This window comes from Paenibacillus phytohabitans, from assembly GCF_013141775.1.
Classification (GTDB): Bacteria; Bacillota; Bacilli; order Paenibacillales; family Paenibacillaceae; genus Paenibacillus_AQ; species Paenibacillus_AQ phytohabitans.
The window spans coordinates 184,847-203,485 of sequence record NZ_WHOB01000018.1 but is presented as its reverse complement, the minus strand read 5'-3'; the positions used below and the strand labels follow the sequence as shown (position 1 = coordinate 203,485).

At 48.8% G+C, this 18,639-nt stretch carries 22 protein-coding genes; 19 read left to right on the top strand and 3 right to left on the bottom strand.

Annotated features, from left to right (window positions below; translation table 11 throughout):
• The first annotated feature begins 253 nt into the window (after nucleotides 1–253).
• From GC101_RS05975 to GC101_RS05935, 9 genes are all read left to right on the top strand, one after another.
• Nucleotides 254–2,074, top strand: coding sequence for a sensor histidine kinase (locus GC101_RS05975; RefSeq protein WP_171716549.1), 1,821 nt, complete (start codon nucleotides 254–256; stop codon nucleotides 2,072–2,074).
• Nucleotides 2,049–3,656 (top strand): response regulator transcription factor, encoded by a 1,608-nt coding sequence (locus tag GC101_RS05970; protein WP_171716500.1) that lies wholly within the window; start codon nucleotides 2,049–2,051, stop codon nucleotides 3,654–3,656. The genes GC101_RS05975 and GC101_RS05970 overlap by 26 nt, the downstream gene beginning before the upstream one ends.
• Nucleotides 3,657–3,720: 64 nt before the next feature.
• Nucleotides 3,721–4,635 carry a carbohydrate ABC transporter permease gene (locus GC101_RS05965; RefSeq protein WP_076245335.1) on the top strand — a complete coding sequence of 305 codons (915 nt, stop codon included), beginning with the start codon at nucleotides 3,721–3,723 and terminating at the stop codon, nucleotides 4,633–4,635.
• Nucleotides 4,636–4,638: 3 nt separating this feature from the next.
• Nucleotides 4,639–5,478 carry a carbohydrate ABC transporter permease gene (locus tag GC101_RS05960; protein WP_076245337.1) on the top strand — a complete coding sequence of 280 codons (840 nt, stop codon included), beginning with the start codon at nucleotides 4,639–4,641 and terminating at the stop codon, nucleotides 5,476–5,478.
• A gap of 131 nt (nucleotides 5,479–5,609) precedes the next feature.
• Complete coding sequence (locus GC101_RS05955) at nucleotides 5,610–6,926, top strand: ABC transporter substrate-binding protein (protein WP_171716499.1); 1,317 nt, start codon at nucleotides 5,610–5,612, stop codon at nucleotides 6,924–6,926.
• 79 nt (nucleotides 6,927–7,005) lie between these two features.
• A complete protein-coding gene (locus GC101_RS05950) occupies nucleotides 7,006–8,655 on the top strand; it encodes an MGH1-like glycoside hydrolase domain-containing protein (RefSeq protein ID WP_171716498.1) in 1,650 nt (549 codons plus the stop codon).
• A 134-nt stretch (nucleotides 8,656–8,789) separates the two neighbouring features.
• Nucleotides 8,790–9,704, top strand: a complete 915-nt coding sequence (locus GC101_RS05945; protein WP_171716497.1) for a glycoside hydrolase family 43 protein — start codon at nucleotides 8,790–8,792, stop codon at nucleotides 9,702–9,704.
• A 385-nt stretch (nucleotides 9,705–10,089) separates the two neighbouring features.
• The gene (locus tag GC101_RS05940; RefSeq protein WP_171716496.1) at nucleotides 10,090–10,536 is read left to right on the top strand and encodes a VOC family protein; all 447 of its coding nucleotides are present in this window, start codon (nucleotides 10,090–10,092) and stop codon (nucleotides 10,534–10,536) included.
• A 214-nt stretch (nucleotides 10,537–10,750) separates the two neighbouring features.
• Nucleotides 10,751–11,158 (top strand): hypothetical protein, encoded by a 408-nt coding sequence (locus tag GC101_RS05935; RefSeq protein ID WP_171716495.1) that lies wholly within the window; start codon nucleotides 10,751–10,753, stop codon nucleotides 11,156–11,158.
• Nucleotides 11,159–11,240: 82 nt separating this feature from the next.
• Here the strand turns inward: GC101_RS05935 and GC101_RS05930 are convergent, their stop codons facing one another.
• Nucleotides 11,241–12,509 (bottom strand): hypothetical protein, encoded by a 1,269-nt coding sequence (locus GC101_RS05930; protein ID WP_171716494.1) that lies wholly within the window; start codon nucleotides 12,507–12,509, stop codon nucleotides 11,241–11,243.
• Between the two features lie 218 nt (nucleotides 12,510–12,727).
• Here GC101_RS05930 and GC101_RS05925 point away from each other — a divergent pair, with 218 nt between their 5' ends.
• The 4 genes from GC101_RS05925 (at nucleotide 12,728) to GC101_RS05910 (ending at nucleotide 14,707) form a co-directional block, all read left to right on the top strand.
• Nucleotides 12,728–12,994: a hypothetical protein gene (locus tag GC101_RS05925; RefSeq protein WP_171716493.1), complete on the top strand. Its 267-nt coding sequence runs from the start codon at nucleotides 12,728–12,730 to the stop codon at nucleotides 12,992–12,994.
• 108 nt (nucleotides 12,995–13,102) lie between these two features.
• Nucleotides 13,103–13,510: a hypothetical protein gene (locus GC101_RS05920; protein WP_076245352.1), complete on the top strand. Its 408-nt coding sequence runs from the start codon at nucleotides 13,103–13,105 to the stop codon at nucleotides 13,508–13,510.
• A gap of 131 nt (nucleotides 13,511–13,641) precedes the next feature.
• Nucleotides 13,642–13,857, top strand: a complete 216-nt coding sequence (locus tag GC101_RS05915) for a hypothetical protein (protein WP_039297855.1) — start codon at nucleotides 13,642–13,644, stop codon at nucleotides 13,855–13,857.
• Nucleotides 13,858–14,035: 178 nt separating this feature from the next.
• Complete coding sequence (locus tag GC101_RS05910; RefSeq protein WP_042136296.1) at nucleotides 14,036–14,707, top strand: stalk domain-containing protein; 672 nt, start codon at nucleotides 14,036–14,038, stop codon at nucleotides 14,705–14,707.
• Between the two features lie 36 nt (nucleotides 14,708–14,743).
• Here GC101_RS05910 and GC101_RS05905 read toward each other — a convergent pair whose 3' ends face one another.
• Complete coding sequence (locus GC101_RS05905) at nucleotides 14,744–15,349, bottom strand: thermonuclease family protein (protein ID WP_171716492.1); 606 nt, start codon at nucleotides 15,347–15,349, stop codon at nucleotides 14,744–14,746.
• 39 nt (nucleotides 15,350–15,388) lie between these two features.
• A complete protein-coding gene (locus GC101_RS05900; protein WP_171716491.1) occupies nucleotides 15,389–15,565 on the bottom strand; it encodes a glycine zipper domain-containing protein in 177 nt (58 codons plus the stop codon).
• A gap of 130 nt (nucleotides 15,566–15,695) precedes the next feature.
• On the opposite strand from GC101_RS05900, the gene GC101_RS05895 reads away from it, so the two are divergent.
• The 6 genes from GC101_RS05895 (at nucleotide 15,696) to GC101_RS36895 (ending at nucleotide 18,628) form a co-directional block, all read left to right on the top strand.
• Nucleotides 15,696–16,187: a hypothetical protein gene (locus tag GC101_RS05895; protein WP_052769994.1), complete on the top strand. Its 492-nt coding sequence runs from the start codon at nucleotides 15,696–15,698 to the stop codon at nucleotides 16,185–16,187.
• Between the two features lie 275 nt (nucleotides 16,188–16,462).
• Nucleotides 16,463–16,654, top strand: a complete 192-nt coding sequence (locus GC101_RS05890) for a hypothetical protein (protein ID WP_171716490.1) — start codon at nucleotides 16,463–16,465, stop codon at nucleotides 16,652–16,654.
• Nucleotides 16,655–16,931: 277 nt separating this feature from the next.
• Entirely contained in the window at nucleotides 16,932–17,558 is a 627-nt protein-coding gene (locus GC101_RS05885) for a hypothetical protein (protein WP_081969952.1), read from the top strand.
• Nucleotides 17,551–18,084, top strand: coding sequence for an accessory gene regulator B family protein (locus tag GC101_RS05880; protein WP_171716489.1), 534 nt, complete (start codon nucleotides 17,551–17,553; stop codon nucleotides 18,082–18,084). The genes GC101_RS05885 and GC101_RS05880 overlap by 8 nt, the downstream gene beginning before the upstream one ends.
• Nucleotides 18,081–18,215, top strand: a complete 135-nt coding sequence (locus tag GC101_RS05875) for a cyclic lactone autoinducer peptide (protein ID WP_081969953.1) — start codon at nucleotides 18,081–18,083, stop codon at nucleotides 18,213–18,215. Before GC101_RS05880 ends, GC101_RS05875 begins: the two co-directional genes overlap by 4 nt.
• 2 nt (nucleotides 18,216–18,217) lie before the next feature.
• Nucleotides 18,218–18,628, top strand: a complete 411-nt coding sequence (locus GC101_RS36895; protein ID WP_042136304.1) for a LytTR family transcriptional regulator DNA-binding domain-containing protein — start codon at nucleotides 18,218–18,220, stop codon at nucleotides 18,626–18,628.
• Nucleotides 18,629–18,639: the final 11 nt, after the last annotated feature.

Here is an 18,639-nt window from a genome sequence, read left to right as displayed (position 1 = left end):
AAAATCAATCGTCCGCCCAAATAATTTTGCCTTGAAATATAAGAAAGGTTAGTTATACGCCAAACTTTATCCTTCAATTGCTCGCTGAAAGTAATCCCATCCCTTATGGACGGAATAACCGTTTCCACTTGCCGGATTCTCCGATCTGCGTTACAAATAAATGCATCAGGAAAAAAGAGATGCTGGAGAGGACGAAACAGATGATTATGCAGGAAATAGATTCGCAGACACGCAGGGAGAAGGAGGGATTACTATCTTTTACTCGTTAAAAAACCGCCTGATCGCGTTCTTCGTTGTGCTGCTGGTACTATCCTTCGGCACGATGTCGCTGCTGCTGTTCAACCAGTCACGCTCCATCATCCGCTCATATATCGAATCCTCTGCACTGGAGAAAATGGACGAGTACGGCTCATTTATTAACATGGCCCTGCAGCAGAGCTATGACTTGTCCTCTCTGGTCTACAACAGCGATATCACCCAGAGGTGGGATGCGCAGCTGTCCAATCCGGCTTCAACCGAAGGGCAGAAGATGCTCTCCAATATCACCATGAGCAAGTTCCTGACCCAGACTACCAACAATTACTCGATTGTCTCCTCAGTGACTATCTACCGTCAGGAAGGGATGCGGATCGGTGCCGATAACCAAGTGGTTACGGATGCTTCGTTCAAGCAGGAGACGTGGTACCGCAATTTCATTGAGCACAGCAATCACTGGGTTCCGGCTCATACGGATCAGGTGGAGATTAAAGGAGCCAAGCCGTATGAGGTGGTGAGCCTGCTGCTGCCGATCGGGATTTTTGAACCGTCACTGGCCAAAAATGTGATGAAGGTCAACATCAAGGCGGACTTCCTGCTGGAGCCGCTGAATCGTATACATCTTGGTGAAAGCGGTACCATATTTTTGCTCAACCAGCAGGGCAATCCGATTTTGTCACAGCAGGAGTACAGCACTTATCCTGAAGCAGCGGCGGAGGTCCGGCGGGTCCGCGCAGGCAAAGCCGCGCAAGGCGTTGTCTACCTGAAGGATCAGAAGGGAGCCTCACATATTCTGGTCTACAAAAAGCTGGCAATCACCAACTGGCTGCTGGTCGGCTTTGTCTCTGAACAGGATCTGTATGCCAAGCTGTTCAAGCTCCGCAACAGCATTATTGTATTCGCTTCCCTGATGCTGATTGCCGCCTTTGTGCTGGCGTACTGGATTTCTTATGGTATTACCAAGCCCCTGTCCCGTCTGGTGTCGGCCATGCGGCATGTCCAGAAAGGGGATTTCGCCCAGGCCGAGAGGCTCACTCCGCCGGAACGCAGGATACGGAACGAGGTTGACTACGCTACCGACACCTTCCGGAGTATGGTCAAGCAGCTGAGGTATCTGATACGAACCGAGTTTGAACAGAAGCTGCTGCGACAGCAGGCAGAATATAAAGCGCTGCTGATGCAGATCAATCCCCACTTCCTGTTCAATACCCTGGAGCTGATGAGCAGTCTGGCTATCCAGCAGCGGACGAAGGAGACGGTTACGGTCATTGAGTCACTCGGAAAAATGCTCAGGTTCTCGCTGCGCATTAGCGAGGATCTAATCCCGCTGCGCGAGGAGCTGAAGTATGTCCGCTATTATATGTCCATTCTGGACATCCGCTTCGGCCCGGGTCTCGATCTGCGGATCGAAGAGGCGGGGGAGCTTGACGATCTGGAAATCGTCAAGTTCCTGCTCCAGCCGCTGATCGAGAATGCGGTGAAATACAGCTTCATTCACCAGGCGAATGCCAGGGTACGGATCACGGTAAGACAAGATAAGGAGCGGCTGTATCTTGCTGTTGCCGATAACGGCATCGGAATGGCTCCGGAGCTGCTCCGCGAGCTGAATGATCAGGCCATGCGCCAGCAGCTGGAGCAGCTTCTGCAGAGCAAGACCCATCAGATTGGACTGCGCAATGTGCTGGCCAGATGCTGGCTGTATTATGGCGATTTATTCAGCTTCAGGATAGATTCAAGCGAACAGCAGGGCACCAGCATCGAGCTGAGTCTGCCCATTCAGAGGAGGAATGAAGATGTATCGCGTATTGATCGTGGATGATGAGCCGGAAATCCGCCAAGGCTTACGGCTGAAGGCAGATTGGGCAGACCTGAATCTGTCAGTGATCGGTGAGGCAGGGAATGGAATGGAGGCAATGGAGCGGCTGGCCTGTGAGGCGGTAGACATTGTAATTACAGATATGAACATGCCTGTGATGAACGGTGTGTCTTTTCTTGAGGATTGCCGCAGACTCTATCCGGAGCTGAGGCTGATCGTAATTACCGGCTATGAGGATTTTCATTACGCCAGAGCGGCTGTCCGTAATCAGGCGCGTGATTATCTGCTGAAGCCGGTAGCTGCCGATGAGCTGATGGCCGTATTGCAGAAGGTGAAGGAAGAGCTTGACCGGGAGCGTAATGACCGTGATCAGCAGGCCGTAATCCAGTGGCGGCTATCCCAGTATTACATGGAGATGAAAGAGCATTTCCTTGTTCAGCTTGTCAAGGAGGACGTAGAGCAGGTGGATGCGCTGAAAGAGCGTGCCGCACTCTTTGAGCTGGGTGAGTGGGATTTGACGGGAATTCATGTTGCGACAGCCGGACTCAGAGAACGGACGGGGGAGGCTCCGCAGCTGCCTGAGCGTACGCCCGGCAAGCTGCGCCTGCCATTTGAACTGCTGGGCAGGGAATTCGCGGGCAGGTACGGCAGCGGCTGTCTGGTGTTCCGCGATCCGAATTACCCCGGACTGGTTCACTATATTCTGCAGGAGGGTCTGACGGATATGCCACAGTTCCGCGCGGATCTGGCTGCTTGTATCTCTGCACATCTGGGCTTTGAGCCGGTCATCGGCTACGGCGGCGTCAAGCACGGATTCCGGCAGTGGAAGGAAGGTTATATGGAGTCTCTGCTGGCCTGGAATCTCTCAGAGAATGCAGCTTACCCGCCGGCTGAAGGAAAGTCTGAGCCGGGAGCAGTGCTTACAGAGGAGCTGACTCGGACTCTGCGCCGCCTGCTGATTCAGGGGGAGTGGAGCTGCTTCGGCCAGACGGTCCGGCAGGAGCTTCAGCAGGCCTTCTCCCAGTCACGTTCCCGTTTCGTGAAGCTGATCTTCCAGCTCTATCTGCTTGTGGACGGAGCGGATGGGGCGCCTGCACATGGGAACGGTCATGCCCAGCAGCTGTGGCTCCATCCGGAGATGGTCCATAAGCTTGACTCAGTAGACAAGGCGGAGCATTTCCTGCTGGAGCTGGCCGGACGCGCACACCGTCAACTGCAGGAAGCAGGCGACCCCGATGATTCGGTGATCCGCACAGCGACGCAGTATATCGATGGCAATTACATGTATGATCTGAATTTGACCCAGCTGGCCAAACGGTTCAATTACAATTCGTCCTATTTCTCGGAGCTGTTCAAAGCCAAGGTAGGCCGAAGCTTCATAGCCTATCTGACCGACATCCGGATGGCCCAGGCCACCCATCTGCTGGTGAGCACAACCCTTGGTCTATGGGATATTGCCGAGCTTACCGGATTCTCGAATGCCAGCTATTTCAGCTCCAAATTCAAAAAAATGTACGGGATCGCCCCTTCAGACTTCCGCCTGAACCCACCTGAAAAATTCAATAGTGAGCAGCCGAAGAAATAGCATTCAAGCGGGCTGCGCTACTTTCTATAATGAGCCTATATCCATTAAGAAGGAGAAGGCGCATATGAAGACAGCACACAAATCGGCTTTATGGAGAAGGAGCGGCACCGCTTACCTGTTCCTGCTTCCCTGGCTGATCGGCTTTTTCGGACTGACACTTGGCCCCATGCTGGGATCCTTTTATCTGTCCCTGACCAAGTACAACCTGCTCAATGCCCCGGTATGGCTGGGCTTTGACAATTACAGGCACATCTTCACGGCAGACGAATACTTCTACAAATCTCTTACGGTGACTTTCAAATACGTGCTTTTTTCAGTTCCGCTCAAAATGGCCTTTGCCCTTCTGGTCGCCGTCGTCTTGAACAAAGGCATCCGGGCGCTGGGCATCTACAGAACGGTATACTACATTCCTTCCCTGCTGGGAGGAAGTGTGGCGATCGCCATCGTATGGCGGCAGATTTTTGACGGGGAAGGCCTGATCAACCACTTCTTAAGCTGGTTCGGGATTGAAGGTCCGGCCTGGATCGCCCATCCGAGCTACATTCTCTCCACCATCGTTACCTTGTCCGTCTGGCAATTTGGTTCCGCGATGGTCATATTCCTGGCCGGAATCAAGCAGATTCCTGCGGACCTGTACGAAGCGGCACAGGTGGACGGGGCCGGTAAGCTGCGGCAGTTCGGCAAGATAACGCTGCCCATGCTGTCACCGGTAATCTTTTTCAACCTGGTCATGGGGATTATCAACTCCTTCCAGGTGTTTACCCCGGGGTATGTCATTGGGGACGGACGCGGCGGTCCGGTAAATTCAACGCTGTTCTATACGCTCTATCTGTATCTAAAAGGCTTCTCATTCTTCGATATGGGCTATGCCGCCGCTCTGGCGTGGATCATGCTGATCATCATCGGCCTGTTTACCTCGATTGTGTTCGTGACCTCCAGGTTCTGGGTGTTCTACGGCGACGGAAAGGACGGGCGATAAATCATGGCTGATCAAAAGACGATTTTTAAGCTCGGCAAGCATGGTCTCATCATTCTGTTTGGGCTGCTGATGCTCTATCCGGTGCTGTGGCTGCTGTCGAGTTCCTTTAAACCGAATGAGCTGATCTTCTCTGATCCCGGTCTGTGGCCGGCGAGGTTTACACTGGAGAACTATGTGAATGGCTGGAAGGGGCTTCAGGGCATCTCGTTCAGCCGCTTTTTCCTCAACTCTGCTACCATCTCCGTGCTGTCGGTGATCGGCAATATTCTCACCTGCTCTTTGGCGGCATACGCGTTCGCCCGGCTGGAGTTCCGTCTCAAGAGTGTGCTGTTTGCCTGCATGCTGGTGACGATTATGCTTCCTTACCATGTGCTGCTGATTCCGCAATATATTATTTTCAGCAAGCTGGACTGGGTGAATACCTACTTACCTCTGATTGTACCGAAATGGCTGGCGCATGACTCGTTCTTCGTGCTGCTGATGATCCAGTTTATCCGCGGCATTCCGAAGGAGCTGGATGAAAGTGCAACGATTGACGGCTGCGGACAAGGCCAGCTGTACTTCCGGATCATTATCCCGCTGCTGGTTCCGGCGCTGATCACAACGGCAATCTTTACTTTTATCTGGACGTGGGATGATTTCTTCAGCCAGATGATCTATTTGAGCCGCATCAATCTGTTCACCGTTCAACTGGGCATACGTTCACTCTATGATCCCTCCGGATCATCCGACTGGGGCGCGCTCCTGGCGATGTCAGTGCTCTCGCTTGTGCCGATCATGACCATCTTCCTTCTCTTTCAAAAGCATTTCCTGGAGGGTATCGCTACGACCGGTTTGAAATAACAGGGCTCTACTGAAATGCAGACCCGAAAAAACCACTAGCGGAGACCCGAAGAAATGAAATTCAACTCCGGTCAAGAAATGATTAGGATGGGAATGCAAGCGATTACAACTATTCTTGGGGGGACATTTCGATGAGAAAAATCTTAGGTCTTACACTGGCCGCAATGCTGCTGGCCGCAACGACCGCCTGTTCGGGCGGCAATAACGGCAAACCTGCAACCGGCAGTTCAGACACTGCAGAGCCGTCTGTGGATCAGGTTGAGCTGCGGATTATGTGGTGGGGCGATCAGAAGCGGGCAGACAAGACGAACGAGGCGCTGCGCAAATTCGAGGAGAAATATCCGAATATCAAAGTGGTCGGGGAGTTCGCTCCAAACTCCGGGTACTTTGACAAGCTGAACACCCAGCTGGCTTCGGGGACAGCACCGGATGTATTTTTCCTTGGAGGCAACGTAACGGATTACGCGGATAAAGGGGTACTGCTGGATCTTCAGCCTTATGTCGGCAAAGAGCTCGATCTGACGGATATGGATCAGACGATGGTGGAATACGGAACGCTGGGAGGCAAGCTGGTTCATATCTCTGCCGGAGCAAATGCCAGAGGGATGGTCATCAACACCGAGCTGTTCAAAAAAGCGGGAATGGACATTCCGGCGGATGGCTGGAGCTGGGAAGATTACGCCAGGATCAGCAAAGAGATCTCTGAGAAGCTGGGCAAGGGCTATTACGGCACCTACAACTTTACAGTTGAGGGCATGGACATCTATATGAAGCAGCGCGGCAAGCAGGTCTATGATATGGAGAAAGACGCACTTGGCTTCGAACAGCAGGATGCCGAGGATTGGTTCAACTACTGGAACGACATGTCTAAAAACGGCGGGATGGTTACACCGTCCCTCCAGGTGTCTAATCCTCCGGGAGATACGAGTAAATCACTGGTGGTCACCGGTAAAGTGGCGATGAGCCTGATTCCGTCCAACCAGTTCGCGGCCCATCAGAATCTGATTCAGGATACACTGACGATGGTTCAGGTCCCGCGGGGTCCTAAGGGAACAGGTGTCGTATTTGAATCCAGCCAAGGCTTGTCCGGATATGCGAAGACGGAGCATCCGAAGGAAGTGGCCACACTGATGAACTACTGGATCAATGACCCCGATGCCGCGCAGATTCTCGGCAGTGACCGCGGAGTCCCTGTTACCTCCAAGATGCGTGACCTGCTGATGAAGGATGCCACTCCGCTGGAGCAGACCGTATACGACTTCACGAGCCGGGTATCTGAGGCGACGAAGAAAGAGCCTTTTTCCATCAGCTACAATCCGCCAAGCTTCACCGAGTTCACCAAGCTGGCTGAAACCGCGGTGCAGGAGATCGGTTTCGAGCAGAAGGATGTGAAACAGGGAGTGGAGGATTTCTATAAAGGCGCAACGCAAATTTTTGGCAGCAAATAAGGTGTTTACCGGAAGCAGACTGCCCGGGCAGTCTGCTTCGCTGTCTGGGAAGAGAAGCGAAGATACAGGAGAGGATCATATGACAAGGGATATATTACAGCAGCTCCGGGAAGTAACGGCTGATGACCGGATTGGAGTGCTCAAGAAGGCGGCGGACCGTGGCGCTATGGAGCAATGGAGGCAGTCGGGAGTTGCTTTTGCCGCCTCATCGGAAGCGATGGAGAATGTCTATTACTCCGGATTGCATAAGCTTATGGATTGTATCGTGCCGATGGACGGCAACGGCCATGTTCTGCATGAAGGAGGTGTCTACCTCGGCAGCTGGCTGGAGAGCACGGGAACCATCAGCGCTGAGCTGCTGTCACGATTCATGCCGGAGGTGGCGGAAGCGACCTTTCGCCTGTTCGCCGATTATCAACGTGAAGATGGGCTGATTCCTTACAAAGTAACCCCTGCGGGGCCGGCCTACCGGCAGATCCAAATGGTGACCCCGCTGGCCCGGAGTGTCTGGAATCATTACGTGCAGAACGGACGCAACAGGATGTTCCTCAGCTCGATGTACCAGGCGATGAGCCGGTTCGACGAGTGGCTGGCCAGCCGGCGCGATACACGAGGAACAGGCTGCGTGGAGGCCTTCTGCACCTTTGATACCGGGCATGATCTGTCCCCGCGATTCTGGCATATTCCCGATACACCACATCTGGACGATGCGGCGCAATGTAACCCGGATTCACCGCTGCTGCCGTTTCTGGCCCCTGATTTAACGGCCAATGTCTACTGCCAGCGGCTGTATCTGTCCCGAATAGCAGAGGAACTTGGAGAGGATGGAGCTGAGTGGGAGGCCAAAGCTGCGGCCAGCAGACAGAGCCTCTTCGGCCATTGCTATGACGAGGAGGATGAGTTCTTCTATGACCGTGACCGCGGAGGCCGGTTTGTGCGTGTACAGTCGGATGTGCTGCTGCGTGTGCTGGCCTGCGAAGTGGGAGACCGCGATTTCTTTGATGCTGCACTCCGGCGTTATTTGCTGAATACCAGCAAGTTCTTCGCCAAATATCCGTTCACCTCCATAGCGATGGACGACCCCCGGTTTGATCCGTTCTCCAGCTACAACACCTGGGGCGGCTCATCCAACTTCCTCAGTATCATCCGCGCGCCGCATTCCTTTGAACATCACGGGCGTTATGTTGAACTGACCTGGGTGATGCTGCCTATTCTCGCTGCGTTGTCGCGGATGACACGATTTGCCCAGACATTAAGCCCTTGGACAGGAGAAGAGGGCTATACGGAAACGTATTCTCCGGCCATTCTGTGCCTGCTGGATTATGTGGAGCGGCTATGCGGGATTATGCCGGTTGCCGGGGAAGAGCTGTGGTTCACCGGACTGCTTCCTTATGATATGGATCATGGCCAGGAGGTGGCCCATGAGACAGGATACCGCCGGGCGGTAGATGGAGCAGTCTATGAGCTGATCACTACCCGCCAGGGGGCAGTGATCTACCGGGACATGGAGGAGTACATGGCTTTTCCGTTTGGAGTCCGCGTAATCACGGACCGGAACGGGCAGCTGCTGAAGCTGATCGGGATGAGTATCCGCGAAGTCGGGGGCAGCATCTGTTATCAGGGCCAGAGCCTCCCGTTCACGATTAAGGGTAATGAACAGCTGGAGTATGCGGACGGCGGCTTCAGCAGCATCAGCGATATTGGAGTGGTGCTGCCGGAATACCGGTAATTAAGTTGAACTTTACGCATTCGCTCCTCCAGTTCCAATATTCACCTTTGTTCCTTATGACCTAGAGTACTTTCTTAAGTAAACCTTATTTAAATATTGGCTTGCAGCGTGTGTGGTAGAAAGGGGAGTTAGAAATGATAGATAATAACAGTTTGCAGATCAGAGATCCGTTTGTGCTGCCGCTTGCCGGACAAGTACAAGTACAAGGACAAGGACAAGGACAATACTATTTGTACGGCAGTACCGACAGTAATATCTGGGGCAAGGGCACCGGGTTCGACGCTTACACAAGCAAGGATCTGGAGCATTGGGAAGGACCGTTTTCGGTATTCCGTCCAGAGGCGGATTTCTACGCCGAGCGTAATTTCTGGGCTCCGGAAGTCTATGCTTACGGCCAGAGCTACATCATGTTCGCCACCTTCCGGCGCAAAGACAATGATCTGCTGGGGACGGCAGTGCTTGCTTCGACACATCCGCTTGGCCCGTTTACTCCGCATAGCGAAGGGCCGGTGACCCCGAAGGACTGGAGCTCCCTGGACGGAACGCTCTATATAGATAAGCAGGACCAGCCATGGATGGTCTTCTGTCATGAGTGGCAGCAGACTGGAGACGGGGAGGTCTGCGCCATGCGGTTAACGGAGGACCTGCGGAGTGCGGAAGGAGAGCCGGTTATTCTATTCCGGGCATCGGAGGCGCCATGGACAACCCCGTTTGTATCCAAGCGGTATGCGGATCAGCTTAATTACGTAACAGATGGGCCATTTCTGTTCAGGTCAAGTGACGGCGATACGTTGTATCTGCTATGGGCCAGCTTCATTAATAACACCTATGCGCTGGGTATTGCCCGTTCCGGGAGCGGCGAGATAACCGGACCGTGGATTCATCAGGAGGAGGCACTCTATCAGAAGGACGGCGGACACGCGATGGTATTCCGGACCTTCGGCGATAAGCTGATGCTGGCGATCCATACACCGAATCAGACTCCCGACGAGCGGCCGGTTTTTCTGGAGCTGGAAGAGAGCGGCGGGGTGATGAGAATGAAGGGATAGGTGTTGGAACGCTTTTAAGCAATCTGATTGCACCGGCTCTACGCCGGACACCGTGCACGAATGGCAGGTTTTTCTGCTAAGAGACGCTCGCTTCATGTTTAACTGTATTTTGTACAACTAAAACGGGCAATTTTTGCCCCGTGGGAGTTTTAGCTGCACTTCATACAACTAAAATTAACAGCTACGCCCCAAACGAACACTTTTCTCAATCTTAGTTGTACAGAATACACTTATCCTAGCTCATCTGGCTTTTCGCCGTCTTTTAACTGCACGAAATGCAACTATTCCTTATGTAGTAAGTATAAAACCTCGTTGCGAAGGGAACGTACGTTTTGCTATAGTGGCCTCATGATTAATGATTTTACTATAGAGGAGATGTATTCCAATGCAGCTGGGTTGTACGTATCTAATCGTCCGTGATATGAAGGGTTCCATTGCATTTTATGAAGCGTTGCTGAATATGAAAGCAGATTCCCGCAAGCTGGAGCGTTGGGCACAATTCCACTGCGGGAACACATTCGCGTTATGGAATCCGGAATTCGATAAGGAATTGATCCGCACGAACAGCGATGTGTCGGAGCATTTTAATGAGGCGTATTTGAATTATAAGCAAGATAGTGAGGTTCGATACGGGAATAATGTGATCCTTAACTTCAATGTTACTGATTTGAATGCAGAGTATGAGCGGGTGAAGTCACTGGATATCGGAGCAGTATCTGAGATTTTCTATATCAATGTTGTGCGGCCTTATCATTGCTTCATGATTGAAGACCCGGATGGGAATCTAATCGAAATCACAGGAGATTATAATGCAGAATCTATTAAATTCTAAATATTTACAAGGGAAAATATACCTGATATATTAAAAATGCTCATATAGACCGTTTTGAGAGGGAAGGAGACTTGCTTATAGACTCCAATCTGCCGGGTAGTGTGAAGTGCAAATAGTCTGCTGCTCTGTTGAGCCGGACTTCGCCAAGCGAGTGCTGTGCGTTTCGTTCAGACCGATTCCCCTATACCCAAAGAATTAAGGAGGATATTAATAAATGCGAAAATTAAAAACGTTGATCGTGTTTCTCTTCGCAGCAAGTTTCTTGTGGGTCTCCGCTCCTTCTGCGCATGCCCTTTCTCTGGCGCCGGGATTTAATTCGCCAGTAACTCTTACTCTGCAGCCGGGACAAACCACATATTTGCTCTGTACAGCCTCCGCCAAAACGATTAAAGCCGTTGTAGAGAAGCAATCGGATACGGGTAAAGTGACGGGTCCCTATTACTTTAATATTACCAACCGCGGCCAAATCCAAATGGGTACAATGAGCGGTGCCAGTGCTGTACAGGATCTGTATTTCAGCTATTGGGACGGCAGTGCCGGAAATGCGCTGCTCTATCTGAATGCGACGGATACTACGGTTCCTATTCAGGTGAAAGTGACCTTTTATAATTTAAGTAACTAATATAAGAACAGGCGATAAGCCGTCAAAAGAAAAAAGATTGCTATTCCATTGCGGAGTAGCAATCTTTTTAGGTTATAAGAGATTATTCAATGTTAATGCTCCATTGTCCGTCTGCTTCAACGGCAAAGACATAAATCCCGTCTGATTCAATGCTTTCGGCCGTAGAGCCCGAATAGTTGCCAACTTCATTGACCAGCAGGAGACTGTCATTCACCTTGACAACAAAATTGGATTCTCCTACATGCTTGGATGTGAACCGGGTCAGCTTGCTTTGCAGCCTCGCAAAAACAACATCATTCCCCTTGCCGGTTAATTTGACCGGAGCGCTCTTAATGTTATCAGGTATGCTCTGAGTAATATCAGCCTTCCATGAGCCATCTGATTCTACATTCAGCATGTATTTCCCGTCTTCCGGAATCACCACTAAGGATTTTCCCTTGTAAGGTCCAATTTCATTCACCAGCATCTCCTTGGAATTTCCTGTTTCATCGTATAGATAAATAACGAAATTCGAATCGCCAGCATCTGTTGCTTCCACAATTGCAATACCGCTCATTAAATTGAAGAAGTCAGTAGCCTGATCGCTTTTTCCTTTGAGATGAATGATATCGTCAGGTGCTGCCACAGGCTCAGGTGCAGCTGATGCAGCCGCAGCTGATGCAGGTATACCTTGGTATAAAGGCAACAACTCAGTATATAGTTTCTCAACAGTTGCCTTGTCATCCTTTTGTATGGCAATGGCCATTTCCTTAAATTTGCTTTGATTTTCTTTAGTTAGAAACTCAAGGCTTTTGAGAATAACTTCTTGAGCTTCGTCTCTAATTTCTTGGGACAGGTCTTTTTCCAGAAAATTCTTGGCCAAATTTAGTGCTCTAGCTCCAAATTCCTGATCTAAATCGGAATACGTTACAATTTCCCCGCCTTCTGCCGGTTCTACGGTCGGGACTGGTGTTGGCGTGGGATCTGGGTATCTGCTGGTCACTGACGCCGGGATAACTCCCCCTATTTTCGTGAAAAGCTTCTTCACATTTTGTATATCATCTTTCTCGATAGAGTCAGCGATTTCCAGGTAAGTATATTTATCCTCTTCACTTTCTCTGGCCTTCACCCGGATCTTCTCGGCGATATCCTTGGATGCTTCAGTATTCCAGGAACTGGTGCCAAAGCTCTCTAGGTATTCCAGCGTCTTATCCTCCACTGAATAATTTGCAAGCGGCGGCGTAGGAGTAGTAGTAGCAGTTGCAGTTGCAGATTGGGTAACCTCGGCAGGAGAACCGCCACATCCAGTTATTGCAACCGGTAAGCACAGCAGAGCAAAAGCCATAGTGATCTTAACTAAATTTGTTTTCATAAGTAATTTCCCCCAGATTCGTAATAAAGCAAAATCATTATAGCGAAAATGGATTATTATTACTATTAATTTTAATAGAACTCTAAATAGAACTCTCAATAGAACTTTAAATCACCCCATCTCCCCCGGCAGCATTGTCACAGGACTCATTTACAAATAGTTCCACAAGAAATATGCTATTCTTATTTAATACTGAGTAATCACAAGGAGGGCAACTGATGAAAGGGGCTTATCTGAAGTATTTTGGCGTGGCGATCATCGTGCTGGGGGTATTTGCTTGTATTCCAGTGGGATTCCATTTTGGTGGTGTGCTTGGTGTTGCTATCTTCCTCGCCGCTTCTTGCATAGCCGGTATGTTTTTTATTGGCTTTGGTGAACTTGTCTATTCCCTGCAGCGCATTGAGCTGGAGATTGCCGGGGAACGTCCGCAGTATGATCCTTTGACCGGACAATATCAGGTACCGCCCAAAGATAACGGCCGCTGATCAGCCGCTGATCATGCATGCACAGTTTGAAATTTAATCTGATTTGTCCAACCTCATAAACTCCTCTAGCATATTCTATGAGTAGAAGATTAGAGAGGAGGAATCACCATGGCAACGATTATCGACACAGGGGCCAGTACTGCAACAACGGGCAGTCAGACTGTATCTATTCCAATTCTTTCACCTGCGGGCAATTTGATCTTGGCTGAGTTTGGCCTTGCTACTGTAACTTCGGGGGTTGTATTACTGAGTGCCTCCATCGGATTTCAAACTACGCTCGGCGTACCCAATGTGGTCTTCACATTGTACCGGGACGGGCAGCCCATCTTCAATATGGGCTCCAGCGGCCTTGCGCTTTTAGCCATTCAGCCTATTACTATTGCTTATATGGATAGAAGTGTACCCGCTGGTTATCATGCATACAGTTTGGGTGTCGCCAATAACAGCTTGAATATTCTGCTCAATGCAGCCAGTGTTACGGGACCCGTGACATTCTCAGGCACATCGATCGGATAAAAGAAATGCATAGAACAAACCCGCTGAACTCCGGTCCGGCGGTTTTTTTGAGTGTATATACAAAATGTTCCACAGCTATTATGATTTACTTAAAGATTCAGAACTCTATACGAGGAGAGGGGCTGTGAGAAATGATGGCAACAGGTTTTGGGTCATTGCTTGCCGGCAGTTTTAGTATATTTTTCTTTTTAGTCTGGCTGGCATGTCTGGGGCTCGGTATTTATTTATTTGTTCTGGTAGTGAAGCTTGCGCGCAGAGGAATTGTTGCATTGGATCTGTACAATCATGCCAAGAATCTGGAAATCCGCAACCATTACGAATCCGTTCACAAAAAAGATGAGTTCTAAATGATACATAGCCAATTGGAATTGGCATTGGAATTGGAAGTATGGATGCCCTGCCGGAAGGCGGGGTGTTTTTTTGTATTTCGGCGGATTCTCAGCCATTTGCATATTATGGTAAGATTTATTATACTCCCAGTATGTAAGTTTTAAATTTGAAATACATGGAGAGGAGTTTGATCGGGTGAAAAAGAAATTAACCGCTGCGCTGACTGTTTTTGCTGTACTTGGAGGAATGGGAACGGGGGTATACGCAGGAGCCAATCTGCAGGAGATCAAAGCTTTTCTGAACCCGGGAATTAAATTCAAGGTAGATGGCCAGCCTGTGCAGCTGAAGAATAGCAGCGGTGCAGTGATCGCTCCGATTTCTTATAAGGATACTACGTATCTGCCAGTCCGTTCTGTGTCGGATCTGCTCGGAGTTACCGTTAAATTCGATGCCGCCTCCAATACCATTTCATTAGGGGAGCAGACGGAAGGAGTCTCCATTGCAGCCGGTTTTGACTCCTCATACCATACCAAAGATCCTGACAAAACCGTCTATAAAGATAAGGACTATAAAGATGTCCATTTCGATAATGGCAGCGGCACTCGCGGCAGCTCGTTCATGCTCTACCCGAACAAGAAATATCAGAAGCTGTACATTCAGGTAGCGGCGATCGGCACTGATATTAAAGACTTTACCGTGCAAGACAGCGATACGGATACGGTGCTTAAGAAGCTGAACATTACCCCTGAAGAAGGGCTCGTAACCGTAGAGGTGGACATTGCCGGAGTAAGCTCTATCTATGTAACCGGAGACGTACAAGACGGCTCATCCATGTTCGTTCCATTGACTACTTCCTATTATAAATAACTATAGAACAACCCGGGAGACTTTTGTCTCTCGGGTCTATTTTTTGTTGGCGTGGGTAGCTGCGACAGAAGTGTCGTATCCCCGGTCGGTCACATAATTCTCTATGCTCCAAATCCCCAGCTTCGCAGACTTAGCCTTTTTCTCAGTGGCTCTGAGCTGATCCACATATTTCACATCCGGTGGATACACGGCAACCCTGGCCAGACCCTCAGCGACCAGCATTTCATTCACCATCTCATCACCGAGATAGACATAAGCCAGAACCCGGCCGTATTGATCACGTTCAGACACATCCATTTCGACCCTAACCGTTTGCCCGTTCAGAAGCTCCGTTAAGTACTCGCTGGCCTCAGGGCCAAAGGGCTGAACCGGTGTATTGGCGCGCTTAGTTTCAGGAGTATCAATGAGCAGGAGCCGGATTTTGTCTACCGAACCATCTTCGAACTTAACTTTGAAAGTATCTCCGTCGGTTACCGATAGAACTTCTGCCTGAGAAGGATATGTAAGAACAATTGTGTCCAGTGTTTCAAAGGTATTGTCCGGTTCATCTTTCGACAGGACAGCTGTCACCAACGAAATCGTAAGAGCTAATACAATCAAGCCGTACCTGGTAAGCTTCTTACCGTTATTAGATTGGAACATGTGTTAATGACTCCTTTGCCGTGAATATATCATTCCGGTTCACTCAGCCGGAGGATCTTTTGGATCATTCTTAGATTTGCCGGGTCTAGAGAAAACAACTCCAAAGGCAATACCCAAGGCTATGCCCAAAGGCAAATTATCAAAAGCCATCCAAAACACTATACCAAAGCATAAGCCCAGGGCGATGCCTTGGGAGGAGTCTTTTTTCTTATCCATATCCATGTCTCCTTGAATAGATGTAATTAAATCAATCAGCTGATTGGCGGAATAGCATAAAGGGTATTATCCGGTAAGCCTGCATATCTTACTGGCAATGTTAGGCCTAGAACGCTTAAGGAGTGAAGCTGTGTATACCAAAAAACTAATTTTGACCTTATCGATGATGTTATCCATGTTGGCAGTGAATGCCTGCAGTAATCAGCCGGATGTGCCTGCAACTGATTCTATGCAGACCTCTGCACCGTCCGCCGGGAACAATGGAGTTACGGCTCAGCCGGATGCTTCTGCCGCTTCCCAAGAGCTGCCGGAGAATCTGCCGGAGGATTTCCCGCTGCCGGAGGATGTTCAAATCAAGCTTTCCCATTCTGAAGAGAACGAAGGCAAAAAGACAGCTCTTCTGATCTTCACCACAACGCAAAGCATGGATACAGTATCGAAGCTCTATCAGGATTATTTCTCTTCAAGACTCGGAAGCGATTCTGCGCAGACCCTTGATGACAAGAACCTGATTATCCAGGGTACCACCAAAGACAATAAGCAGAGCTGGTCGATCATCGGCGGTTCTTTGGCTTCCCAGGAAGGTACTGTAGAGCTAAATGTAACATGGGCGGAATTATAAATTAACAATCCTGTTTAGCGATGAACATCCGTTGGTGTATGGTCAGGAGAGACCGGCGGATGTTCTGTTTGTATTAGTGTATTTTACCATACAATCCCCCGATATTAATCCCGCGTGGACCAGAGAATGGCAGCAATAAGCCTGAATTCCCTTCACTTGTTACGCTTGTCCCCTAAGAGAAGCTGCAAAACAAAAGAGCCTGGCAATTAGCCAGACCCCTGAAATCCTATCAATTACGCTGGAGTAACAAATATCCGCTGATGCTTGAGGTTTTTTTGCGGAATACGATTCTGAAACCGATGTCGTTGTCCTGCAGACAGGCTAAGGCCGTGCTAAGCAATCCATTGGTTCTTAAGCTGGGCAAGCAGGGTTCGGCATTTCCGATAACCCGGCTGGCGGTAATTCTGCGTGCAGATCCGGGCACTAACGGGTTCCGGCTCCAATTGATCAACACCAAATCCGGCTGACGAGTCGCCATGCTAATCTACCCCTTTCTATTAAGGTTCTTTATATAGAATGCAGGGGAGAGAGTTTTGTGCTGGACAAAGGCGGAGAGAAACAGGGGAGAGCCATAGAGTACGAACGCAATTTTGTGCAATGGACTTGGTTAACAGCTAATTGTTGAAAAAAATACGCAGAATGGGGGAGAAAGTGTCGAATAATGTAAATAAGTAGTATACGCTGTGGCATGAGCAGTTATATAATTAATTCAATGAACGAAAATCAGTCAGGCGGTGTTATGGTTTGTCATGGGAACCTGTTGGCTTTATGTTTTTCTCAACAATAGAAACTCTTGCTCTATATTATCTCATTATGTCGCTCTTTAGATTTAAATGGAAATGGTACTTATGGCAAGTATTATTCGTTATCCTACTAAATAATCTTCAAAGCTATTTGTTAAGAAATGAGCTCGGGATGGCGAATATCTCGCCGCTCATTCTAATATTGATTTTCATCCTGTTCTTCTCCGCTGTGGTCAGGATGCCGCTAATACTATCAATCATTGCTACAATATCAGGTTATGTTATTTTTGCTGTGATTCAAACCATCATAGTCCTTCTAGTATTTGGATCTATATCCGATATTTATGCTAGCGTAGGGAATGGATATTTTCTGCAACTTCTGACTTCTGCCGTGGTGTTCTTTATCTTCAGTTATGCTTACCGCAAAGGGAAAGGATTCACTTTTGATTTGGATAAACTAAGACTGAAATTAGAAGATATTCTTCTGTCTGTATTGATACTAGGTTTTGTGATAGGTATATCAGTACTGCTCTACTACAATGATATCCTGTTAAATGCTGTGATCTTTGTGATCATGTCTGTATTCCTTCTATATTATTCAACCAGAAAGGAGAAGGAAGATGCTTGATATCATGTCCGCGAAGCTCGCTACCGGGATAAAAAATATTGTTCCGGAGCACCCGGCATCCTATGCCGTTTTGAAGTTTGCTATTGAGGTAGTCCTTAATGTGGTATTTATTATGGGTCTCACGTTGGCTGTATCCCTTCTGACCGGTAGGACAGGTGAAGCCATCCAGATACTGATCTCCTTTGCATTATTACGTCAAGTATCTGGAGGAGCACATCTCAAATCCGGAACAGCATGCGTCTTGTTTACGACAACGTTGTTTACACTTTTGTCCTTTATTGAAGTTAGCCCCTTATTTATTCTGCTTATGAACGGTATCAGTCTTATAGTGGTTCTATGGCTGGCCCCGATTGGAATCGAACGTCAGACCCGGATTCCTAGAACGCATTGGCCCAAGTTGAGAATTATAGCTGCACTACTTGTGACCGCTAATATATTTATAGCTTCACCAGCCATTGCTGCCAGTTTTATGGCACAATCCATTAGTCTGATAGTCGCTAGAAAGGAGGTGAAAACCTTACGATGAAATCACTGCAACGTAAAGCTGTTTACAAACTTGCTTCTGGTTTGTCCGCAATGGCCGCTCTTCTAGTTTTGGTTACCGCTAGCGTATTATATGTAAATCAACCGGAAGTCCCTGAAGAGTTACTCAATTAATATTGGAGCTGATCCCTTTGAGTAGTATATCTGTCACAAGAGACACAGAGGGAAACACTGGTGTATTCTCACTCGATATTGCAAAAATAACTTATATGGAATTTGAACGAACTATCTACAGGATAATCGTCCATACGTACGATCAAACCTTTTATACAGTAGGTACGTTGAAATATTGGCTTAACACCCTAGCCAGTTCAGGATATAATTTCGTTCTTGCGGATAGAAACACGTTAATACAAGTCACTAATATTATCCAGATGGATAAAACATTTCATATCGCTTATTTCGGGGAAGACCACAAAGGGGTCGAACAAAAGTGTTTTCTTTCAGAAAAGGGTTACAAAGAAGTTCTCAAAAATGTTAAAACGTCCGAAACGAATATTAAATTTGTCGAGCTACCGGAGTGGTAGCTCATTTTTTT

Coding starts and splice junctions, on each gene's coding strand:
- GC101_RS05970 (WP_171716500.1), top strand. CDS start 2,049: ATGTATCGCGTATTGATCGTGGATGATGAGCCGGAAATCCGCCAAGGC.
- GC101_RS05965 (WP_076245335.1), top strand. CDS start 3,721: ATGAAGACAGCACACAAATCGGCTTTATGGAGAAGGAGCGGCACCGCT.
- GC101_RS05960 (WP_076245337.1), top strand. CDS start 4,639: ATGGCTGATCAAAAGACGATTTTTAAGCTCGGCAAGCATGGTCTCATC.
- GC101_RS05955 (WP_171716499.1), top strand. CDS start 5,610: ATGAGAAAAATCTTAGGTCTTACACTGGCCGCAATGCTGCTGGCCGCA.
- GC101_RS05950 (WP_171716498.1), top strand. CDS start 7,006: ATGACAAGGGATATATTACAGCAGCTCCGGGAAGTAACGGCTGATGAC.
- GC101_RS05945 (WP_171716497.1), top strand. CDS start 8,790: ATGATAGATAATAACAGTTTGCAGATCAGAGATCCGTTTGTGCTGCCG.
- GC101_RS05940 (WP_171716496.1), top strand. CDS start 10,090: ATGCAGCTGGGTTGTACGTATCTAATCGTCCGTGATATGAAGGGTTCC.
- GC101_RS05935 (WP_171716495.1), top strand. CDS start 10,751: ATGCGAAAATTAAAAACGTTGATCGTGTTTCTCTTCGCAGCAAGTTTC.
- GC101_RS05930 (WP_171716494.1), bottom strand. CDS start 12,509: ATGAAAACAAATTTAGTTAAGATCACTATGGCTTTTGCTCTGCTGTGC.
- GC101_RS05925 (WP_171716493.1), top strand. CDS start 12,728: ATGAAAGGGGCTTATCTGAAGTATTTTGGCGTGGCGATCATCGTGCTG.
- GC101_RS05920 (WP_076245352.1), top strand. CDS start 13,103: ATGGCAACGATTATCGACACAGGGGCCAGTACTGCAACAACGGGCAGT.
- GC101_RS05915 (WP_039297855.1), top strand. CDS start 13,642: ATGATGGCAACAGGTTTTGGGTCATTGCTTGCCGGCAGTTTTAGTATA.
- GC101_RS05905 (WP_171716492.1), bottom strand. CDS start 15,349: ATGTTCCAATCTAATAACGGTAAGAAGCTTACCAGGTACGGCTTGATT.
- GC101_RS05900 (WP_171716491.1), bottom strand. CDS start 15,565: ATGGATAAGAAAAAAGACTCCTCCCAAGGCATCGCCCTGGGCTTATGC.
- GC101_RS05880 (WP_171716489.1), top strand. CDS start 17,551: ATGCTTGATATCATGTCCGCGAAGCTCGCTACCGGGATAAAAAATATT.
- GC101_RS05875 (WP_081969953.1), top strand. CDS start 18,081: ATGAAATCACTGCAACGTAAAGCTGTTTACAAACTTGCTTCTGGTTTG.